At 73.7% G+C, this 19,016-nt stretch carries 1 protein-coding gene; it reads right to left on the bottom strand.

The genetic code is table 11. From position 1 onward, the window contains the following. Window positions 1–7: 7 nt before the first annotated feature. Complete coding sequence (locus BJ992_RS23980; protein ID WP_184984656.1) at window positions 8–18,823, bottom strand: type I polyketide synthase; 18,816 nt, start codon at window positions 18,821–18,823, stop codon at window positions 8–10. Window positions 18,824–19,016 lie beyond the last annotated feature (193 nt).

Below are 19,016 nucleotides of genomic sequence, written 5' to 3'. Positions count from 1 at the left end.
GTGTGGGTCACTCGGAGCCGAGCTGCGTGTCGATCAGCCGGAACAGTTCGTCGTCGGTCGCCTCCTCCACCGCGGTGGTCACCGTGTCGTCCGGTGGCGCGGAGACCAGCGTGAGCAGCGCGGACAGCCGGGTCGTGAACAGGTCCCTGTCCTTCGGGGTGAGCGTGCCGGGGAGCGCCTCGGCCAGCTCGTCGAGTGCGGCCAGCGCCGCCGAGGTGCCGCCGGGAAGCCGCGCGGCGGCCTCGCCGAGCAGATGACCGGCGAGCGCGGTGGCCGTCGGATGGTCGAAGAGCAGCGTGGTCGGCAGCCGCAGTCCGGTCTCCTCCGCGAGCCTGTTGCGCAGCTCCACCGCGGTGAGGGAGTCGAACCCGAGGTCCAGCAGCCCGCGTTCCGCCGGTACGGCCTGGCCGGACGGCAGCCTGAGGACCTCGGCGACCGTGCCGCGCACCAGGTCGAGCGCGATACGCGGCCGGTCGGGCCCGGCGGCCTCGGTGAGTTTCCGCATCCAGGGTCGCGGCCCGTCCCGTCGCGCCGGTTCACGCCTGACGGGGATGCGGACCAGTGAACGCATCAGCGGCGGCACCTTCTCGGGGTCCCCGGTGGCACGCAGACCGGCCGTGTCGATGCGCGCCGGGACGGTCACCGGATGCTCGCCGCGTAGTGCGGCGTCGAGGAGGGTGAGTGCGTGGTGGGGGTGGAGTGGGGTGATGCCGGTTTTGTGGAGGCGGTGGTGGTCGGTGGTGGTGAGGTGGGTGGTGAGGGTGGTGGGTTGTTGCCAGAGTCCCCAGGCGAGTGAGGTGGCGGGTTGGTGGTGGGTGTGGCGGTGGTGGGCGAGTGCGTCGAGGTAGGTGTTGGCGGCGGCGTAGTTGGCTTGTCCTGCGGTGCCGAGGGTGCCGGCGATGGAGGAGAACAGGATGAAGGCGTCGAGGTTGTGGGTGAGGGTGTGGAGGTGGTGTGCGGTGGTGGCTTTGGCGTTGAGGACGGTGTGGAGGCGTTGGGGGGTGAGGTGGGTGATGGGGGTGTCGTCGAGGATGGCGGCGGTGTGGATGACGGCGGTGAGGGGGTGTTCGGGGGGGATGGTGGTGAGCAGGTCGGTGAGTTGGGTGGGGTCGGTGGTGTCGCAGGCGATGAGGGTGGGGTGTGCGCCGAGGTCGGTGAGTGTGGTGAGCAGGTCGTCGGCGCCGGGTGCGTCGGGTCCGCGTCGGCTGGTGAGCAGGAGGTGGCGGATGTTGTGGTGGGTGGTGAGGTGTTCGGCGACGAGGCGGCCGAGTGATCCGGTGGCGCCGGTGATCAGCACCGTCCCCTCCGGACGCATCCTGTGCCTGAGGGGAGCGATGCCGGTGTGCTCGTCGGGTGCCGTGGCACCGTCGCCGGTCGCCGCCGCGTCGAGCCGTCCGGCCGCGTCCCGTACCGGGACGAGCCTCGGGACCAGTGCGAGTCCGTCGCGCAGCGCGAGCTGCGGTTCGCCGGTGGCGAGCGCGGCGCCGACGGCACGTTCTGACTCGGCGCCGCCGTCGGTGTCGATGAGGACGAACCGTCCGGGGTGCTCGGTCTGCGCCGAGCGCACCAGGCCCCACAGCGCGGACTGCGCGAGGCCGGTGAGCGGTTCACCGTCCCGTACGGCGACGGCGTGCCGGGTGACCACGGCGAGCCGGACGTCCGGCGGGTCGGCGGCCAGCCAGGCCTGGATCACAGCGAGCACGTCGGCCGTGACCTGCGTGAAGCCGGCTTGCTCGCCGTCCGGGACGGCGAGCACGACGTCCTCGGTGACGTCCGCCGCACGGATGTGCTCCTGCGCCTCCCCGGCCGACCGCAGCACCACGTACGACCCCGGCGCCGAGGCGCCGTTCGCCGGCGACCAGGCCACCCGGTACAGCCCGCCACCGGCCGTAGGCGCGAGCGCGGCCAGGTCGGCCTCCCGCACGGTCAGCGCTGCCACCGACAGCACCGGCTCCCCGGAGGACCCGGCCAGCGACAACGCCACCTGTCCGTCCCCGGCGGGGACGATCGCGACGCGCAGCGGCCCGGTGGCCGTCCCGTGCGCCTGGACACCGCTCCACGAGAACGGCAACCGGACACCGTCCCCCGCCAGCGCCAGCGGATGCAGCGCCGCGTCCAGCAGCGCCGGATGCGGGCCCGGCCAGTCCCCTGCGCCGTCCGGCGGCTCGACCTCGGCGAACAGCTCCTCGCCGCGCCGCCACACGGCACGCAACCCCTGGAACACGGGTCCGTACACGTACCCGAGCCCCGCCAGCCGCTCGTACACCCCGTCGAGCTCGACGACCTCGGCATCCGGCGGCGGCCACACCCCGGGTACGGCAGCCGCCGGGCCGGCGGCCGGGGTGAGCACACCTGAGGCGTGCAGCGTCCAGGTCCCGGACTCCTCACGGGAGTGCACCGACACCGTCCGGCGGTCGTCCTGATCGGTGGCGGCCACGGTGACCTGGAGCTGGAGCGCGGCGTCCTCGGGGATCGGCATCGGAGCGAGGAGGGTCAGTTCCTCCACCACAGGGGTGCCGGTGTGCCGTCCCGCCGTGAGCGCGAGGTCCAGCAGCGCGGTGGCCGGCAGCAGCGTGGTGCCGGCGATCACGTGGCCGGCCAGCCATGGGTGGGTACGCGGGGAGATCCGGCCGGTGAACACGGTGCCGTCCGCGTCGGCCAGGTCCACGGCCGCGGTGAGCAGCGGATGACCGGTGGTGTCCAGCCCCGCGGCCGGCCGGGTGGACGCGGGGACGTCGAGCCAGTGGCGGGTGCGCTGGAACGGGTACGTCGGCAGCTCCACCGGAACGTCACGGCCCGCCGGCGGGAGGAGACGGCCCCAGTCCACCGGTGTACCGGAGACGTGCAGCGCGGCCAGGGCCCGGGTGAACGCCACCGGTTCCGGCAGGTCACGGCGCAGCACCGGGACCGTGCGCGCATCGGGGAGGGTCTGCGCGGCCATGGAGGAGAGCACCGCGTCCGGCCCCACCTCGACGTACAGATCGATGCCTGACCCGGCCAGCGCGCGGACCCCGTCGGCGAACCGCACCGGCTCGCGGACGTGCCGCACCCAGTAGCCGGGGGACGCCAGTTCCTCGGCGCCGGCGAACGTCCCGGTGTGGTCGGACACGATGGGGATCCGCGGAGCGGCGAACGTCAGGCCCGCGACGACCGCGTGGAAGTCCGCCAGCATCGGGTCCATCAGCGACGAGTGGAAGGCGTGGCTCACGGTGAGCCGCCTGACCTTCGCGCCGCCGGCCGCCGCGCGTTCCATCACCCCCAGCACGGCGTCCTCCGCGCCGGAGACCACCGTCGAACGCGGCCCGTTCACCGCGGCCACCGAGACCTCCCCGTCCAGCAGCGCGGCGGCGTCGGCCTCGCTCAGCGACAACGACGCCATGGCACCCCCGGCAGGCAGTGCCTGCATGAGGCGGCCACGCGCGGTGACCAGGGTGGCGGCGTCGTCCAGGCTCAGCACCCCCGCGACATGGGCCGCGGCGATCGAGCCCACCGAGTGGCCGAGCAGTGCGCGCGGCGGCGGGCCCGCGTGGCCGAGCAGCCGGAACAGCGCCGTCTCCATGGCGAACAGAGCGGGCTGGGTGTGGCGGGTCTCGTGCAGTGACGCGGCGTCCGGGGTGCCGGGGTCGCTGAAGAGGATGTCGCGCAGGGGCCGGTCGAGATGCGGGTCGAGCGCGGCGCAGGCCTCGTCGAGCGCGGCGGCGAAGACCGGGTAGGTGCGGTAGAGGTCCCGTCCCATGCCGGGGTGCTGGCTGCCTTGGCCGGTGAACAGGTACGCGGTGCGCGGCACGCCGTTCACCTCGCCGCGTGTCACGGCCGGGTGGTGGCGGCCGTCGGCCACGGCGTCCAGGGCTTCACGCAGTTCTCCGGGCCCGGAGGGGACGGCGGCGGCGCGGTGGGTGAGCGCGGCGCGGCCCGTGGCCAGGGTGCGCGCGACGGACGGAAGGTCCAGGCCGGGGTCGGCCGCCAGGTGATCGCTCAGCCGCCGTGCCTGCGCTCGCAGGCCTTCTGGGGTGTGTGCGGACAGCAGCCACGGCACGGGGCCGGTGTCCTCGACCGGCTCGGCGGCGGCGGGGGGAGGGGGCTGTTCGATGATGACGTGTGCGTTGGTGCCGCTGATGCCGAAGGAGGAGATGGCGGCGCGGCGGGGGTGGCTGGTGGTGGGCCAGGGGGTGGGGTGGGTGAGGAGGTGGAGGGGGGTGGTGGTCCAGTCGATGTGGGGGGTGGGGGTGTCGGCGTGGAGGGTGGGGGGGAGGGTGGCGTGGTGGATGGCTTGGATCATTTTGATGATGCCGGCGGCTCCGGCGGCTGCTTGGGTGTGGCCGATGTTGGATTTGAGTGAGCCGAGGTAGATGGGTTGCGTTCGGTCGCGGTAGGTGTTGTGGAGTGCTTGGGCTTCGATGGGGTCGCCGAGGGTGGTGCCGGTGCCGTGGGCTTCGATGGCGTCGATGTCGGTGGGGGTGAGTCCGGCGTTGGTGAGGGCTTGGGTGATGACGCGTTGTTGTGCGGGTCCGTTGGGTGCGGTGAGTCCGTTGCTGGCGCCGTCCTGGTTGACGGCGGTGCCGCGGATGACGGCGAGGACGGGGTGGTTGTTGCGTTGTGCGTCGGAGAGGCGTTCGACGAGCAGGAGTGCGGCGCCTTCGGCCCATCCGGTGCCGTCGGCGGTGGCGGCGAAGGCTTTGCAGCGGCCGTCGGGGGACAGTCCCCGCTGCCGGCTGAACTCCACGAAGACCGACGGGCTCGCCATGACGGTGACGCCACCCGCGAGCGCCAGATCACACTCGCCTTGCCGCAGCGCCTGCGCGGCCAGATGCAGCGCGACCAGCGATGACGAACACGCCGTGTCCACCGTGACCGCCGGGCCCTCCAGCCCGAAGGTGTACGCCACCCGGCCCGAGGCGACGCTTCCCGCGCTGCCGCTGACCAGGTAACCCTCGAACCCCTCCGGCGCCTCGCTCGCCTGGTGCAGCCGTGCGCCGTAGTCGTTGTACATGACGCCGGTGAAGACGCCGGTGCGTGAGCCGCGCAGTGAGTCGGGGGCGATGCCGGCGCGTTCGAAGGTCTCCCAGGCGATCTCCAGCAGCAGCCTTTGCTGCGGGTCGATCGCGGCGGCCTCACGAGGGCTGATGCCGAACGCCGCGGCGTCGAAGTCGGCCGCGTCGTAGAGGAATCCGCCTTCCCGCGTGTAGGACGTACCCGGATGCTCGGGGTCGGAGTGGTACAGCGCGTCCAGGTCCCACCCCCGGTCCTGAGGGAAGGGGCCGATCGCGTCGGTGCCGGAGCTGACCAGCCGCCACAGGTCCTGCGGTGAGGTCACCCCGCCGGGGAGCCGGCACGCCGTCCCCACGACGACGATCGGATCATCGACGGGAGACGCGGAGACCCGTGGCCGTACCTCGCGCGGCGCCTCTTCCTCACCCAGCAGCTCTTCGACGAGCAGCGTCGTGACGGCCCCTGGGGTCGGGTGGTCGAACACCAGGGTCGTCGGCAGCTTCAGTCCGGTCGCCGCGTTCAGCCGGTTGCGCAGGTCCACAGCGGACAGTGAGTCGAAGCCGAGCTCGGTGAAGGCCCGGTCCTCCGCCACGGCCGCGCCGGTGGCGTGTCCGAGCACCGTGGCCGCCGTCTCCCGCACCAGGTCCGCCACCAGGCGTTCCGCGTCCTGCCGGGACGCGCCGGCGAGCCGTTCCGCCAGCCGGGCCTCGGTTCGTCGAGCGGACGCGAGCCGTGGTGCCTGCCGTACGAGCGACCGCAGCGGTGCGGGGACCGCGTCGCCGGACAGGGCCGAGGTGTCGAGCCGTGCGGGGACCAGCACGGGGTGGTCCGACCAGTCGGTGCGTAGTGCGGCGTCGAGGAGGGTGAGTGCGTGGTGGGGGTGGAGTGGGGTGATGCCGGTTTTGTGGAGGCGGTGGTGGTCGGTGGTGGTGAGGTGGGTGGTGAGGGTGGTGGGTTGTTGCCAGAGTCCCCAGGCGAGTGAGGTGGCGGGTTGGTGGTGGGTGTGGCGGTGGTGGGCGAGTGCGTCGAGGTAGGTGTTGGCGGCGGCGTAGTTGGCTTGTCCTGCGGTGCCGAGGGTGCCGGCGATGGAGGAGAACAGGATGAAGGCGTCGAGGTTGTGGGTGAGGGTGTGGAGGTGGTGTGCGGTGGTGGCTTTGGCGTTGAGGACGGTGTGGAGGCGTTGGGGGGTGAGGTGGGTGATGGGGGTGTCGTCGAGGATGGCGGCGGTGTGGATGACGGCGGTGAGGGGGTGTTCGGGGGGGATGGTGGTGAGCAGGTCGGTGAGTTGGGTGGGGTCGGTGGTGTCGCAGGCGATGAGGGTGGGGTGTGCGCCGAGGTCGGTGAGTGTGGTGAGCAGGTCGTCGGCGCCGGGTGCGTCGGGTCCGCGTCGGCTGGTGAGCAGGAGGTGGCGGATGTTGTGGTGGGTGGTGAGGTGTTCGGCGACGAGGCGGCCGAGTGATCCGGTGGCGCCGGTGATCAGCACCGTCCCCTCCGGACGCAACCGGCTCTCCCCACCCCCGACGGCGAGCCTGGCGAGCCGCGGCAGCAGCACCCGGCCCTCTCTCAGCGCGAGCTGCGGCTCGCCTGCGGCCACCGCGAACGGCAGCGCCTGCTCCGACTCGGCGGTGCCGTCGGTGTCGACCAGCACGAACCGTCCGGGGTGCTCGGTCTGCGCCGAGCGCACCAGCCCCCACACCACCGCCGTGGCCGGGTCCGCGATCGGCTCCTCGCGGTGGGTGGCGACGGCACCGGAGGTGACGAGGACCAGCCGCCGGTCACCGTCGTCCTCGACGTGCCGCCGCACCAGCCCGAGCGCCAGCTCCGCCACCGCACGCACCGCCTCCGGCCCCGCGATCGCCACCCCCTCACCACCGGACGCGACCGGCGACCCCGGTGTCCCGTCCGGTGCCGAGATCGGCACGCCGTCACCACCGGACGCGACCGGCGGCACATCGATCCGGACGATCTCGACGTCCTCGGCGGCCTGTCTCCCCGCGGCCCCCGGCACCCAGTTCAGCTCGTACACCGGCGCCGTGCGTGTGCCGGTGGAGCCCGTGAAGGGCCGCAGGGTGATCTCCTCGACGGAGCCCACCAGGCCACCCGCCGGGTCCGACAGCACCAGCGAGGCGGAGTCCGTACCCGACAGGTCGAGCCGCACCCGTACCGCACCGGCCCCGGTGGCGTGCAGCCGCACCCCCGACCAGGTGAACGGCAGGCGCAGCCCCATGCCGTCCCCGATCCCCGGTAGCGGGTGCAGCGCCGCGTCCAGCAGCACCGGGTGCAACGGGAGACCGCCGGCGACGCCATCCGGCAGGACGACCTCCGCGAACAGCGTGTTCTCCGCACGCCAGGCCATCCGGACACCGCGGAACGCGGGGCCGTAGTCGTAGCCGAGTGCCTGAAGGTGGTCGTACATCACGGCGGCGTCCACCGGGGCCGCGCCGGGAGGTGGCCACGCGGCGTCGGGGACGGCGGTCACCGTGGTCTCCGGTGCGAGGTACCCGGCGGCGTGCCGTACCCATGGTTCGTCCTCGCCGGCGCGCGCGTGGACGGTCAGCGCACGCCGGCCGTCCGCGCCGGCGGCCTCCACCAGGACCTGCACCTCGGCCGGCAGCGCGAGCGGCGCCTCCAGGGTCAGCTCGTCCACCACAGGTGTGTGCGCACGGACCCCCGCCTGGAGTGCCAGCGCGACCAGCAACGCACCCGGCGCCGTCGCGGTCCCGCCGACACGGTGGTCGGCCAGCCACGGGGACGCCGCCGGTGACAGGCGTCCGGTGAACAGCAGCCCGCCGTCCCCGGCCAGCTCGGTCCCCTCCTCGAGGAGCCCTTCCCGCGTGGCGTCGATCCAGTACCGCTGCCGCTGGAAGGCGTAGGTCGGCAGCACCGCCGGAACGCGCGGGCCGGCCGGGACGAGCCGGGACAGGTCGGCCGGTGCGCCGGCGGCGTACGCTGCGGCGACGCCGCGCGCGAAGGTCTGCGGCTCGGGATGGCCCTTGCGCAGCAGCGGAGTGCCGTTCGCGACGAGTGCGCTGAGGACGGCGTCGGGCCCGAGTTCGAGGAGCGTGGTGGCGTCGTGCAGGTGCCGGGTGGCGTCGTGGAACCGGACGGGTCTTGCGATGTGCTCGGTCCAGTAGGCGGGGTCGGTGAGCTGCGCCGCCGTGGCGACCTCACCGGTGAGCGCGCTGACGACCGGCGTCGCAGGAGGATGGTAGGTGACCGTCCCCGCGATGTCGGCGAAGGCGTCGAGTATCGGGTCCATGTGCGGCGAGTGGAACGCGTGGCTCACGGTGAGCTCATGCGTGCGCCTGCCTCGCGCGGAGAAGACCCCGGCGACGCGTGCGGCGTCACGACGGTCGCCTGAGACGACCACACCCGCGGGGCCGTTGATCGCGGCGATGGCGACGGTGCCGGTCAGATGGGGAAGGATCTCGTCCTCGGTGGCCTGGACGGCGATCATCGCACCGCCTGGCGGCGCGCCGAACATGAGCCGGCCGCGTGCGCAGACCAGGGTGGCGGCGTCCTCCAGCGTCAGCACCCCTGCGAGGTGGGCCGCGGTCAGCTCGCCGATGGAGTGGCCGGTGAGGACGTCGGGATGTACGCCGAGGTGGGCCAGCAGGTGGAACAGCGCGGTCTGCGACGCGAACAAGGCCGGCTGGGTGTAGTCGGTCCGGTCGAGCAGCGCCGCCAGGTCCGAGCCCTCGCCGGCGAACATCACGTCACGCAGCGGATGGTCCAGATGGGGGTCCAGCGCGGCGCAGGCCTCGTCGAGCGCGGCGGCGAAGACCGGGTAGGTGCGGTAGAGGTCCCGTCCCATGCCGGGGTGCTGGCTGCCTTGACCGGTGAGCAGGAACGCGGTCCGGGGCTGCGCCGCCGCGTGACCCCGGACGAGGGCCGGGTGCTCGGCGCCGGAGGCGAGGGCCGCCAGCGCGCCGAGGAGTTCGTCGTGGTCGCCGGTGACGGCGACGGCACGGTGCGGAAGGCCGGCGCGGCTGGTCGCCAGGGTCCGCGCGACGGAGGTCAGGTCCGCGCCGGGGTGGCCGACCAGATGGTCGCGCAGGTTGCGCGCCTGGTCGCGCAGGGCTTCGGGGGAGTGGGCCGACAGCGGCCACAGGAGGGGAGCCCCTGCCGGGGGTTCGGTGGCCGTCGCGCCGGCCGGAGCGAGGGACGGCGCACCTGTGGTCTGCGCGGTGTCCGCCGGTGGTTGTTCGATGATGACGTGTGCGTTGGTGCCGCTGATGCCGAAGGAGGAGATGGCGGCGCGGCGGGGGTGGCTGGTGGTGGGCCAGGGGGTGGGGTGGGTGAGGAGGTGGAGGGGGGTGGTGGTCCAGTCGATGTGGGGGGTGGGGGTGTCGGCGTGGAGGGTGGGGGGGAGGGTGGCGTGGTGGATGGCTTGGATCATTTTGATGATGCCGGCGGCTCCGGCGGCTGCTTGGGTGTGGCCGATGTTGGATTTGAGTGAGCCGAGGTAGATGGGTTGCGTTCGGTCGCGGTAGGTGTTGTGGAGTGCTTGGGCTTCGATGGGGTCGCCGAGGGTGGTGCCGGTGCCGTGGGCTTCGATGGCGTCGATGTCGGTGGGGGTGAGTCCGGCGTTGGTGAGGGCTTGGGTGATGACGCGTTGTTGTGCGGGTCCGTTGGGTGCGGTGAGTCCGTTGCTGGCGCCGTCCTGGTTGACGGCGGTGCCGCGGATGACGGCGAGGACGGGGTGGTTGTTGCGTTGTGCGTCGGAGAGGCGTTCGACGAGCAGGAGTGCGGCGCCTTCGGCCCATCCGGTGCCGTCGGCGGTGGCGGCGAAGGCTTTGCAGCGGCCGTCGGGGGACAGTCCCCGCTGCCGGCTGAACTCCACGAAGGTGTTCGGCGTCGACATCACCGTCACACCGCCGGCGAGCGCCAGGTCGCACTCACCTTGGCGTATCGCCTGCGCGGCCAGGTGCAGCGCCACCAGCGAGGAGGAGCAGGCGGTGTCCACCGTGACGGCGGGCCCCTCCAGGCCGTACGTGTACGCGAGCCGTCCCGAGACGACGCTGGAGGTGTTGCCGGTGAGCAGATAACCCTCGAACTCCTCCGGCGCCTTCCCCAGCCGGGACGCGTAGTCGTTGTACATGACGCCGGTGAAGACGCCGGTGCGTGAGCCGCGCAGCGAGTCGGGGGCGATCCCGGCGCGTTCGAAGGTCTCCCAGGCGACCTCCAGCAGCAGCCTCTGCTGCGGGTCGATCGCGGCGGCCTCACGCGGACTGATGCCGAACGCCGCGGCGTCGAAGTCGGCCGCGTCGTACAGGAAGCCGCCTTCCCGCGTGTAGGACGTACCCGGATGCTCGGGGTCGGAGTGGTACAACGCGTCCAGGTCCCACCCCCGGTCCTGAGGGAACGGCCCGATCGCGTCGGTACCGGAGATCACCAGCCGCCACAGCTCCTCCGGCGAGGTCACCCCGCCGGGGAGCCGGCACGCCGTCCCCACGACGACGATCGGATCGCCGTCCGCCGCGCCGGCCGGTCGTGCCGCCGCGACGATCGCCGGTCGCCGCGCCGCGCCACCTGGCAGCAGGCCGAGCAGGTACGTGGTCAGCGCCTCGGCGGACGGGTGGTCGAAGGTCACCGTGGCCGGCAGCCGCAGACCGGTCGTCGCGGCCAGCCGGTTCCGCAACTCCACCCCGGTCAGTGAGTCGAACCCGAGATCCTTGAACGCACGGCCCGGGTCGATGCTCGTGGACGTGGCATGGCCGAGCACGGCCGCCACAGCCGTCCGCACCGTCTCGGCGACGGCACGCACACGCTCGGCGGCCCCGAGACCCGCCGTCCGCTCGGCCCACGACCCGGCCCCCGGCACCGCCGCACGCCGCCGGGGGACCAGGTCGCGCAGCGGCGCGGGAAGCGGCTCGGACTCCGCGCGTGCGCGCAACGCCGCGAGGTCCACCCGCACCGGCACCAACACCGCGTTGTCCGCCGCTCCGAGCGCCGCATCGTCCCCGGCTCCGAGCACCCCGCCGTCCGCCGCTCCGAGCGCCGCGTCCAGTGACGCGAGTGCCTGCGCCTGCGTGAGCGGCGCCAGCCCCGACCGTGACCACCGCGCCAGATCCGCCGTCCCGAGCGTCCCCGCCATGCCGGCCTGTTCCCACAACCCCCAGGCCAGGGACGAGGCGGGCAGCCCCCGGGCCCGCCGATGCGCGGCGAGCGAGTCGAGTACGGCGTTCGCCGCGGCGTACCCCGCCTGGCCGGCCGTCCCGACCGTCCCCGTGACGGACGAGAACAGCACGAACGCATCCAGTGCGAGCCCTTCGGTGAGCTCGTGCAGCAGGAACGCGGCATCGGCCTTCGGCCGGAGCACCGCGTCGAGCCGTTCCCCGCTCAGCGACTCCACCGTGCCGTCGTCCAGCACCCCCGCCAGGTGGAACACCGCGCCGACCGGCGGGTCCGCCGACGCCAGGACCGCCGCCAGTGCCGCGCGGTCGGTCACGTCACACGAGACGAACCGCGCACGCACCCCCGCCTCGGCGAGCCACCGCGGCAGTTCCCCCGCCGCCTCGACCCCACTCCTGCTGACCAGCAGCAGTTCCCGCACCCCGTACCCGGTCACCAGGTGCCGCACCAACGGCCCGGCCAGCCCTCCGGTCGCGCCGGTGACCAGCACCGTACGCTCTCCGAAGTCACGCCGCTCCCCGACCGGCACACCGGCCCGCGTGAGCCGCGGCACCAGCACCGCACCGTCCCGCACCGCGACCTGCGGCTCCTCGCCGGACAACACCGCCAGCCGTCCGAGTGGAACACCGCCGGCCGTGAAACCCGAACCGGACGACTCCGGTGGCCCGGACCGGACACCGGACGGCACCGGGTCTCCGGCGCCTGGCGCGGCATCCCCGCCGGACGGCGCCGGCACGTCCGCCACCGCGAACCGGCCGGGATGTTCCGACTGCGCCGACCGCACCAGCCCCCACGCGGCGGCGGCCCACGGGTCGCCGACCGGGTCGCCGTCAACCGCCGCGACCGCTCCTTCGGTCAGGAACAGCAACCGGCCCGCACCGGTCCGTTCGTCCTCAAGCCACCGCCGTACCGCACCGAGTACGTACTCCGCGGCATCCCGGCCGGCCGGCACCCGCACGGCGACGACCTCAGGCGGCGGCTCCTCACCGGTCAGCGCCGCCACGTCCGCCACGACCCGCACGTCGTCGCCGGCCTCAGGCACCGGCACCGGTGACCACGCCACCCGGTACAGGTCCCGCGCGGCACCCCCGAAACCGCTCGGGGCCACCGGCCGCAGCACCACCGACTCCGCCGTCAGCACCGGCCGTCCACCGGCGTCCACAGCCGTCAGCGCGGGATTCCCGGCCGCCGACCATCGCACGCGCAACGTCGCCGCGCCGGGTCCGGACACCTCCACACCGGTCCACGAGAACGGCACCGGCAGGCCACCTTCGGCCGACACGACCTCGCGTCCCACCAGCGGATGCAGCGCCGCGTCCAGGAGCGCCGGATGCAGCAGGAACCCCTCGCCGTCCTCGGTGAGCTCCACCTCGGCGAACAGGTCGCCGCCGTGCCGCCACGCCGCGCGCACCCCCTGGAACGCCGGCCCGTACGCGTACCCGGCCCCGGCCAGTTCCTCGTACAGCACCTCCACGTCCAGCGGCTCCGCGTCCGCCGGAGGGGCCGTGTCCGCAGGTGCGGGAACGGCTTCGGCCGGGGACAGCAGTCCGGTCGCGTGCCGGTGCCACGTGCCGTCGCCGGGCCGGTCCAGCCGCGCGTGCACGGCCAGCGGACGCGTCCCGTCCCCGGCACGCGCACCCACCGACACCTGGAGCGACACGGCACCGTCGTCCGGCACCACCAGCGGTGCCTCGGTGGTCAGCTCCTCCACCCGCGGACACCCCGCACGCTCACCCACGGCCAGCGCGACCTCGACGAACGCCGTCCCCGGCAGCACCACCGCACCCGCCACCCGGTGTCCCGCGAGCCACGGATGCGCCGCGAGCGACAACCGGCCGGTGAACAGCACACCTTCGTCGTCAGGCAGTTCCACGGCCGCGCCGAGGAACGGATGTCCGCCACGCGACAACCCGAGCCCTTCCGGCCCGGCGTCCCGCTTCGCCGGCAGCAGCCAGAACCGGCTCCGCTGGAACGGGTAGGTCGGCAACTCCGAAGGGTCGGCATGCCTCGTCTTTCCGTGCAGACGCCGCAGATCGGCCGGGACCCCCGCCGTGTAGAGGCCGCCGAGGGCCCGCAGCAGCGTCCCCCGCTCGGACCGGTCACGTCGCAGCACCGGCCACGGCACCACCCCGGGGAGGATCGCGGCCGTCATGGAACTGAGCACGGCGTCCGGGCCGAGCTCCACATACACCCCGGCCCCGTGACCGGCCAGCGCCTGCACCCCGTCGGCGAAGCGCACCGGCTCACGCACATGGCGCACCCAGTGATCGGCCGAGGCGAGTTCCCCCGGCTCGGCGAGCAGACCGGTCCGGTCCGCCACGACAGGGATGCGCGGCGCACCGAAACGCAGCCCGGCGACCACCTCGCCGAACCCGGCCAGCATCGGTTCCATCAGCGGCGAGTGGAAGGCGTGACTCACGGCGAGCCGCCGGCCGCCGGTCCCCGCCGCCGCGGCCCGTTCCAGCACCAGCGCCACGGCCCGCTCCGTACCGGAAACGACGGTGGAACGCGGCCCGTTGACCGCCGCGACGGAGATCTCCTCCACGGGGAGCCCGTCGAGCAACCCGGCCAGGTCCGCCTCACCGACCGGCAGCGACGCCATCGCGCCACCTGCCGGAAGCGCCTGCATCAGCCGGGCCCGCGCCGCGACCAGCGTGGCCGCGTCCTCCAGGGTGAGCACCCCCGCCACGTGGGCCGCCGCGATCGACCCGACCGAGTGGCCGAGCACCACCTGCGGCCGCACCCCGAAGTGGTGCAGCAGGTGGAACAAGGCGGTCTGCAGCGCGAACAGAGCCGGCTGGGTGTACCCGGTCCGGTCGAGCGCCGCGGCCTCCTCGGTTCCCGGACCGGCGAACATGACGTCCCGCAGCGGACGGTCCAGATGCGGATCGAGCGCCGCACAGGCCTCGTCGAGAGCCGCCGCGAACACCGGATACACGGCATACAGCTCACGTCCCATCCCGGCGCGCTGACTCCCCTGACCGGTGAACAGGAACGCGGCCCGTGGTTCGGCGGCGGCCTGCCCCTGGACGACCGCCGGATGATCGTCCCCACGGGCCAGCGCGTCCAGCGCGTCCATGAACCCATCGCGCTCGGCCGCGACCACGGCGGCCCGATGACCGAGGAAGGCCCGTCCGGTGGTCAGGACCCGTGCGACGTCCCGCGGCTCCGCGTCGGGACGCTCCTCCAGGTGACCCCGCGTCTTGCGCGCCTGCTCACGAACCGCCTCCGGCGTGTGAGCGGAAAGCGGCAACAGAACGGGGGCCGCGGCCGTGGCGGCCGTGTGGTCGGTGTGGCCGGTGGGGTCCACTTCTTGGCCGCCGACTCCGGCGTCGCGGACGTCGTCGGTGGTGGAGCTGTGAGAGATGGGGGCCGGTGGGGGTTCCTCGATGATGACGTGTGCGTTGGTGCCGCTGATGCCGAAGGACGAGACGGCGGCGCGGCGGGGACGCGGGCCGGCGGGCCAGGGGACGTCGGTGGTGAGGAGGCGCAGGGAGCCGGCGTCCCAGTCGACGTGGGGGGTCGGCGTGTCGATGTGCAGGGTGCGGGGGAGAGTGCCGTGGCGCAGGGCCTGCACGATCTTGATGACGCCGCCGGCGCCGGCCGCGGCCTGGGTGTGGCCGATGTTGGACTTCAGGGACCCGAGCCACACCGGACGGCCGCCGGGCCGGTCGCGGCCGTACGTCGCCTGGAGCGCACCGGCCTCGATGGGGTCGCCGAGCCGGGTGCCGGTGCCGTGCGCCTCCACCGCGTCGACGTCGGCCGGGGTGAGCCCGGCGTCGCGCAGGGCCTGGCCGATGACGCGTTCCTGCGCGGGGCCGTTCGGCGCGGTGAGGCCGTTGCTCGCGCCGTCCTGGTTGATCGCCGTGCCGCGGACCACGGCCAGCACGGGGTGACCGTTGCGGCGCGCGTCGGAAAGACGCTCGACCAGCAGCAGACCGGCGCCTTCGGCCCAGCCGGTGCCGTCCGCGGCGGCGGCGAAGGCCTTGCACCGGCCGTCGGGGGACAGCCCACGCTGGCGGCTGAACTCAAGGAACATCCCCGGTGTCGCCATGACGGTGACCCCGCCGGCGAGCGCCAGGTCGCACTCACCGTGCCGCAGGGCCCGCACGGCCAGATGCAGCGCCACCAGCGACGACGAACACGCCGTGTCCACCGTCACCGCGGGCCCTTCCAGCCCGAACGTGTACGCCAGCCGGCCCGACGCCACGCTCACCGTCGTACCGGTGAGGAGGTACCCGTCGAACCCGTCCACCGGTTCGGCCGTCCGCGGCCCGTAGTCCTGCGCCGTCCCCCCGACGAACACCGCCGTGGCGCTGCCGCGCAGCGCGTCCGGCGCGATCCCGGCCCGTTCGAACGCCTCCCACGCCGTCTCGAGCAGCAGTCGCTGCTGGGGATCGATGGCCGCCGCCTCACGCGGGCTGATCCCGAAGACGTCCGGGTCGAACGCCGCCGCGTCGTACAGGAACCCACCGGCGCGCGCGTAGGTCGTGCCGCCATGATCGGGGTCCGGGTCGTACAGCCCGTCCAGGTCCCACCCCCGGTCGGTGGGGAACGGTCCGGCCGCGTCGGCGCCGGAGGCCACCAACCGCCACAACTCCTCAGGTGAGGACACCCCACCCGGATACCGGCACGCCATGCTCACGATCACGATCGGGTCGTCGCCGGGAACGGCGCGGACCGGCACCGCCGAGCCGGCCGTACCGGCGGTCGATCCGTCCACCAGCAGCCGGACGACCGCGCGCGGCGTCGGATGGTTGAACACCAGCGCCGCCGGCAACGCGACCCCGGTCGCGCTCTGGAGCCTGTCCCGCAGCTCCACCCCGGCCAGCGAGTCGAACCCGAGGTCCTTGAACGACCGGTCGGCGTCCACGGCGTCCCCGGTGACGTACCCGAGCACGATGGCCGTCTGTGTCCGCACCAGATCCAGCAACTCCGCCGCCTCCGGCACCCGCCGGCCCGGCTCGGCGGCGGTGACCGGTGCGGGAGTCGCAGGTGACGGGGTGAGGGCCGGCGCCGCCGGGCCGCTCGCGGCGGTCCGCGGCACCGGGACGGTCTCCGGGGCCGCCGTGTCCAGCCAGTGGCGTTCCCGCTGGAAGGCGTACGCCGGCAGGGGGACCGCGCGTCCGCCGTGTTCCGCGAGCAGCCGCGCGACGTCCACCTCCACACCGCGCACGTGCGCCTGCGCCAGCGCCGTGAGCAGCGTAGGCACCTCCGGCCGGCCGCGCCGCAGCGTGGAGGGGGCCGTGACCGGTACCGCCGAGGACGTGCGCACCAGGCCGGACAGCACGGCGTCCGGGCCGGCTTCGAGGTACACGGTGGTGCGCCGCGCGGCGAGGGTCCGCACGGCGTCGTGGAAGCGGACAGGTTCTCTGATGTGAGAGGCCCAGTAGCCGGGATCGGTGAGCCGGTCGGCGGTCGCGACGTCGCCGGTGACGCCGCTGATCAGCGGGATCGCCGGCGGGTGGTAGGTGAGGCCGGCGGCGACGGCGTGGAACGCGTCGAGCACCTCGTCCATGTGGGGGGAGTGGAACGCGTGCGAGACGGTGAGCATGCGCGTGTGGCGGCCACGCGCCTGGAAGATCGCGGCGATCCGGGTGGCGTCCTCGTGGTCACCCGACAGGACCACCGAGGCAGGCCCGTTGACGGCGGCGACGGCGACCCGGTCCGTCAGGAGGGGGACGATCTCCTCCTCGGCCGCCTGCACGGCGATCATCGCACCGCCGGCCCGCGCGCCGTACATGAGCCGTCCCCGCGCGGCGACCAACGTGGCGGCGTCGTCAAGATCGAGCACCCCGGCCAGGTGAGCCGCGGTGACCTCCCCGATGGAGTGGCCGGTCAGCACGTCGGGCCGCACCCCGAGGTGGCCGAGCAGCCGCGCCAGTGCGACCTGGAGCGCGAACAACGCGGGTTGCGTGTAGTCGGTGCGGTCGAGCAGCCCCGCCTCCGGCGTCCCCTCGCCGGCGAACAGCACCTCGCGCAGCGGCCGTCCGAGATGGGGATCGACGACGGCGCAGACGTCGTCGAGCGCCGCCGCGAACACCGGAAGGCTCGCGTACAGCTCACGTCCCATCCCGGCGTACTGACTCCCCTGACCGGTGAACAGGAACGCCGTCCGCGGCTCGGCGTCCACCACCCCCGTCACCACCGCCGGATGGTCCCGGCCCTCCTCCAGAGCCGCGAGTCCGTCAAGCAGTTCGTCGCGGTCTCCGGCGACCACCACCGCGCGGTCCTCGAAATGCGTGCGGGTCGCGGCCAGCGAGAACGCCACGTCAAGCGGCCGTTCCTCATGCGGCCCGCGCAGATGCTCCTTCAGCCGTCCCGCCTGCGCGCGCAGCGCCGCCGCTCCCCGGCCGGACACGAGGAACGGCACCGCCTCGTCCCACGACCCGCCGTCCGGCCGTCCTGCCTCGTCGTCGCCTCCGGCCGGCGCGGCGGTCAGCACGGCGTGCGCGTTGGTGCCACCCATGCCGAACGAGCTCAGCGCCGCCGTGGCGGGGGCCCCGGCGGGCCAGGGAACGGGTTCGGTGACCACCTCCAGGTTGAGGTCCGGCAGGGGGATGGCGGGGTTCGGGGTCGCGAAGTTCAGGCTCGGGGGGATCAGCCGGTGGCGGATCGTCAGCGCGGTCTTCAGCAGACCGGCCAGGCCGGCGGCCCCTTCCAGGTGGCCGATGTTGGTCTTGACCGAGCCGACCAGTAAAGGGGTGGGACGGCCGGCGCCGAGCGCCGCGCCGAGCGCGGCGGCCTCGACGGGGTCGCCGACAGGGGTGCCGGTGCCATGCAGCTCGGCGTACCGCACGTCGGCCGGGGTGGTCCCCGCGCGGGTGTGCGCCTCGCGGATCACCGCCTCCTGCGCGGCGGGGCCGGGGACGGTCAGGGCCGGGGTGGCGCCGTCGTTGTTGACGGCCGTGCCGAGGATCACGCAGTGGACGGGGTCGCCGTCGGCCACGGCACGGGACAACGGCTTGAGCACGACGGTGACGCCGCCTTCGCCGCGGACGTAGCCGTCGGCCCGCGCGTCGAAGGTGTGGCACCGGCCGGTGGGGGACAGCGCGCCGAAACCGCTGCTGCGCGCGCTGCTGTCGGGGGACAGGATCAGGTTCACCGCGCCGACCAGCGCGAGCTCGGACTCGCCGCGCCGCAGGCTCTCGCACGCCAGGTGCACGGCGACCAGGGACGACGACTGCGCCGTGTCGACGGTGATGCTCGGCCCGGTCAGGCCGAGGACGTACGACAGGCGGTTGGCGAGGATGCCGCGGTGCAGCCCGGTGACCGAGTGGCGGCCCGGTGCGGCGCCGAGGCGGTGGTGCAGGGTGGCGTAGTCGTCCCAGATGGCGCTCGCGTAGACGGCGGTACGGCTGCCGGCGAGCCGTGCCGGCACGATCCGCGCGTCCTCGAGCGCCTCCCAGCCGAGTTCGAGGAGCAGCCGCTGCTGCGGGTCCATGGCCGCCGCCTCACGCGGCGAGATGCCGAAGAACTCCGCGTCGAACCGGTCCGCGTCGCCGATGAAGGCCCCGGACCGGGGTGCCTCGCCTGACCACCGATCCGCCGGAGGTTCCCCGACCGCGTCGCGGCCCTCGATCAGCAGGCGCCAGAAGGACGCCACGTCCGGCGCCTGGGGGAGGCGGCACGCGAGCCCGATGACGGCGACGGGTTCCGCCTGAGGTGGGGTGAACGGGACAGAGTGATCGTCGCGCATCGTCTGCAGCTATCTCTCTCGTCGAGGACACACGGCATGCGGTTCCTGGACACCCTCATCGGAAGCGCTTAGTGCGGACTAAACCGGACAAGTGGTTTTCGGTCCGATTCGAACAGGAGTCAAGCGGGCCCGTTACGACGGCCGGCATGGCGAAGCCGCGGTCAGAGCCGGCATGGCCAGACCGCGGTCCCTC

This window comes from Sphaerisporangium rubeum (assembly GCF_014207705.1).
In the GTDB taxonomy this organism is placed as follows: Bacteria; Actinomycetota; Actinomycetes; order Streptosporangiales; family Streptosporangiaceae; genus Sphaerisporangium; species Sphaerisporangium rubeum.
This window is presented reverse-complemented; position numbering and strand designations above follow the sequence as displayed.